The organism is Nocardioides sp., assembly GCF_031422975.1.
Lineage (GTDB): Bacteria > Actinomycetota > Actinomycetes > Propionibacteriales > Nocardioidaceae > Nocardioides.
Genome location: NZ_JANPEO010000397.1, coordinates 1 through 4,682, shown reverse-complemented (window position 1 = coordinate 4,682; position 4,682 = coordinate 1). Strand labels below are relative to the sequence as shown.

Sequence of the window (4,682 nt, the reverse complement as noted above, 5' to 3'; positions counted from 1 at the left end):
GTCCGGCACCGGCCGCGAGCTCGGCAACGCCGGCCTCGACGAGTACCGCGAGACCAAGCACGTGTGGCACAACATCCGGCCGGCCGTCCAGGGCTGGTTCGACGACTCGGGCGCAGCGAGGGACGAGGAGTAGCTCGTGGCCAAGGAGCGGTACGACATCGTGATCGTCGGCGGCGGCTCGGCCGGATGCGCGGTGGCCAACCGGCTCTCGGCCGACCCCGGCACCAGCGTGCTCGTGCTCGAGGCGGGTCGCTCCGACTACCGGTTCGACCCCTTCATCCACATGCCGGCGGCCCTGCCGATCCCGATCGGCAACCGGTTCTACGACTGGAAGTACGAGACCGACCCGGAGCCCTTCATGAACGGGCGCCGGATCTTCCATGCCCGGGGCAAGATCCTCGGAGGCTCCAGCAGCATCAACGGGATGATCTTCCAGCGCGGCAACCCCCTCGACTTCGAGCGCTGGGCGGCCGACCCCGGCATGGCGGACTGGGACTACCTCCACTGCCTGCCCTACTTCAAGAAGATGGAGCGTCGTCTCCTCCTCGACGGCACCTCCGGCGCCGACGCGTGGCGCGGGGGCGACGGCCCGCTGACCCTCGAGCAGGGCCCGGCCACCAACCCCTTGTTCGGGGCGTTCTTCGAGGCCGTCCAGCAGGCCGGCTACCCCCTGACCGACGACGTCAACGGCTACCGCCAGGAGGGCTTCGCGCGGTTCGACCGCAATGTGCACCGTGGGCGCCGCCTGTCCGCGGCGCGCGCCTACCTCCACCCCGTCCGCGACCGCAAGAACCTGCGGATAGAGACGATGGCGATGGCGACCCGGGTCCGCTTCTCGGGCACCCGGGCGGTGGGGGTCGACTACCTGCGCGCCGGCCGCCTGCACCGCAGCGTGGACGCGGGCGAGGTCATCCTCTGCGGTGGTGCGATCAACACCCCCCAGCTGATGCAGCTCTCGGGCGTCGGCGACCCCGCCCACCTCGAGCCCCTCGGCGTGCCGATGGTGCACGACCTCAAGGGCGTCGGGGAGAACCTCCAGGACCACCTCGAGGTCTACATCCAGTACTCCTCCAAGGAGCCGGTCTCGATCGCGCCGGGGCTGCGGATGCGGGCCCGGCCGAAGATCGCCTACGACTGGCTGTTCCACCGCCGCGGCCTCGGCGCGACCAACCACTTCGAGGGTGGTGGGTTCGCGCGCAGCAACGAGGACGTCGACTGGCCGAACCTGATGTTCCACTTCCTGCCGATCGCGATCCGCTACGACGGCACCGCGCCGACCGAGGGCCACGGCTACCAGGTGCACATCGGCCCGATGTACGCCGACACCCGAGGCTGGGTCCGGATCCGCTCGCGCGACCCGCTGGCCCATCCGTCGATGCAGTTCAACTACCTCTCGACACCCCCGGACCGCCGCGAGTGGGTCGAGGCGGTCCGGGTGGCGCGCGACATCCTCACCCAGCCGGCGTTCGCCCCCTACAACGACGGCGAGCTGTCGCCGGGGCCGTCGGTCGAGACCGACCAGGAGATCCTGGACTGGGTGGCCCGCGATGCCGAGACCGCGCTGCACCCGTCCTGCACCGCCAAGATGGGCGTCGACGACATGTCCGTGGTCGACCCGACGACGATGCGAGTGCACGGCACCGAGGGGCTGCGCGTCGTCGATGCCTCGGTGTTCCCCTACGTCACCAACGGCAACATCTATGCCCCGGTGATGATGGTGGCCGAGAAGGCCGCCGACCTCATCGCCCAGAACACGCCGCTGCCTGCGGCGGACGTGCCCTACTACCGCCATCGCGAGGGCACCCCGCTCTATCCACCCGGGGATGCGCGCAACGGCGTCGTCGACCACGAGGAGAAGCCATGAGCGCCATCACCGAACCGCAACCGACGGTGGTGCCGGCGGACACCGACGCCGCCCTGTCGGTGCGCAACCTCTGGAAGATCTTCGGGCCCCGGGCCGACAAGGTGATCGGCACCCCCGACGCCGAGCTGTCTCGGGCCGACCTGAAGAAGAAGACCGGCTGTGTGGTCGGCGTCAAGGACGTGTCCTTCGACGTCGCCCCCGGTGAGGTCTTCGTGGTGATGGGGCTGTCGGGTTCCGGGAAGTCCACGCTCGTGCGCTGCCTGACCCGCCTGATCGAACCGACCGCGGGCACCGTGGACATGGGCGGGCACGACGTCACCCACGCCTCGAAGAGCGAGCTGCGCGACCTGCGCCGCAACCAGGTCTCCATGGTCTTCCAGCACTTCGGACTCCTCCCGCACCGGCAGGTGATCGACAACGTCGGCTACGGGCTCGAGATCCGGGGCATGGGCAAGAAGGAGCGCCGCGCCAAGGCCGCGGAGATCATCGAGCTGGTGGGCCTCGAAGGCTACGAGCGCTCCTACCCCGACCAGCTGTCCGGGGGCATGCAGCAGCGCGTCGGGCTGGCTCGAGCGCTGGCCGGCGACCCGGAGATACTGCTGTTCGACGAGCCGTTCTCGGCGCTCGACCCGCTGATCCGGCGCGACATGCAGAACGAGGTCATCCGCCTGCACCGCGAGCTCGGCAAGACGATGGTCTTCATCACCCACGATCTCGCCGAGGCACTCAAGCTCGGGGACCGGATCATGATCCTGCGCGACGGCGCGATCGTGCAGATCGGCACCCCGGACGAGGTGGTGGCCCAGCCCGCCGACGACTACGTCAAGGACTTCGTCTCGGAGGTGCCGAAGGCCCATGTGCTCACCTTGAAGTGGGTGATGCGCGAGCCGCGGACGGGGGAGTCGATGAACGGGCCGGCCTTGCCCGTGTCGACGATCGTGCGGCAGGCCGCCCGCGCAGCGATCGCCTCCGACGCCCCCATCCGGGTCATGGACGGCGACACGATGGTCGGGGTGGTCGACGAGGAGGACATCATGCGCGTCGTCGTGGCCGAGGAGGAGCCGTGAGCGACCTCGGGCCGCCGATGGCCAACCGGGACGACCTCCACGACCACACGACGAAGACCGTGGCGCGTCGCGTCGAACCCGGCGCTCCACCGCCCGTCGCCGAGGACGCAGGTGTGGGTCGCTGGATCCCCGCCCTGGGCGTGGTCGTCGTCTGGGTCGTCATCTATTCCTTCACCAAGGGCAACGACACTCTCGCCCTGCCCGGTCGTGAGCACACCGACCTCCACCAGTCGCTGACCGACTTCAACAACACGCTGCTCGCGAGCCGCGACACCAACCCGGTCATGCAGTTCACCAACTCCGTCTCCGAGGTCCTGCGCGGCTTCTTCGACTGGGCGCAGCGGATGCTCGCGCGACCCAACCTGCCGCGACCCGTGCCCGAGATCGGCTGGCTGGGCGTCATCGCCCTTGCCACCTGGGTGGGCTACGCCATCGCGAACGGGCGGATCGCAGTCCTCGTGCTGGCCTCGTTCCTCTCCTTCGGCGTCTTCGGCTACTGGCAGGACTCGATCGACCTGCTGATCGTCACCGGCATGGCCGTGGGCATCACCGTGATCGTCGGGATGCCGCTGGCCGTCCTGGCAGGCACCAGTCCCCGCGCCAACAAGGTGATCACCGTCGTCCTCGACTTCATGCAGACGATGCCGACCTTCGTCTACCTCGTCCCGGTCGTGCTGTTCTTCGGCATCGGGGTCGGCGGCGCCGTGGTCGCCACGCTCATCTACGCCGTCCCGCCGATCGTGCGGATCGCCGGCTTCGGCATCCGTGAGGTCCCCACCACCACGATCGAGGCCACCGACTCGGCCGGCCAGACGTACTGGCAGCGGCTGCTCAAGGTGCAGCTCCCGATGGCGCGCAAGACCATCATCGTCGGCCTCAACCAGACCACGCTGGCCGCCTTGTCCATGGCCACCATCGCGTCCTACATCAACGGCCCCGGTCTCGGAAAGCCCGTCCTCAACGCGCTCGTCGCCAACGACTTCGGCGGCAGCTTCGTGCCTGGCGTGCTGATCGTGGTGATGGCCGTGATGCTCGACCGGACGACCACCGCCGCGAGCGAGCGCTCGGAGAAGGTTGCCCGCGGAGGCGGCGGCAACGTCCGGCTGCGCCGGCTCATCCTGGCCGGATCGGGCGCGGCCGCCCTGGTGGCGGTCTACCTGTCGCGGCAGCAGCTGAGCCTGGCCGAGTTCCCGGAGTACGCCGCCGGGCAGAAGGTCGCCGACGCCGCGGACGCGGCGATGGGCGGTGTCGTCGACCTCGTGGGCGGCGTCGCGAGCACGATCAAGGACGACCTCACCGACTGGTTCCTCAACCCCATGCAGTCGCTGCTCGCCGAGTCACCGTGGTGGCTCGCCGGGCTGGCGATCGCGGCCCTGGCCGTCGTCTTCGGCGGCGTCCGCGCGCTCGTGACGACCGTTGTCTGCCTGGCCGGCATCTGGTACTTCGACCTGTGGCACGACGCGATGATCACCCTCAACATGACCCTGGTCGCCACGGTCCTGGTGATGATCCTCGCGCTCGTCTTCGGTGTCTGGATGGCTCGCGACCGACGGGTCGACCTCGGGATCCGCCCGCTGCTCGACGCCGGCCAGACCATTCCGCCGTTCGTCTACCTGATCCCGGTGCTCGCGCTCTTCGGCCCGACGCGCTTCACCGCGATCACCGCCGGAATCGTCTACGCCGCCCCGGCCGCCATCAAGCTGGTGGCCGACGGGGTGAAGGCCGTCTCGCCCACCACGATCGAGGCGGGC

At 69.5% G+C, this 4,682-nt stretch carries 3 protein-coding genes; all 3 read left to right on the top strand.

Annotated features, from left to right (window positions below; all coding sequences use genetic code 11):
* Positions 1-136: 136 nt before the first annotated feature.
* Entirely contained in the window at positions 137-1,864 is a 1,728-nt protein-coding gene (gene betA, locus RMO85_RS12000) for a choline dehydrogenase (RefSeq protein WP_310528958.1), read from the top strand.
* The gene (locus tag RMO85_RS11995; protein ID WP_310528957.1) at positions 1,861-2,931 is read left to right on the top strand and encodes a glycine betaine/L-proline ABC transporter ATP-binding protein; all 1,071 of its coding nucleotides are present in this window, start codon (positions 1,861-1,863) and stop codon (positions 2,929-2,931) included. Before betA ends, RMO85_RS11995 begins: the two co-directional genes overlap by 4 nt.
* A partial coding sequence (locus tag RMO85_RS11990) for an ABC transporter permease subunit (protein WP_310528956.1) occupies positions 2,928-4,682 on the top strand: 1,755 nt, incomplete at its 3' end. The genes RMO85_RS11995 and RMO85_RS11990, both read left to right, overlap by 4 nt.

What these genes read in the sequence shown, in the direction of transcription:
- RMO85_RS11995 (WP_310528957.1), top strand. Translation starts at nt 1,861, where the DNA reads ATGAGCGCCATCACCGAACCGCAACCGACGGTGGTGCCGGCGGACACC.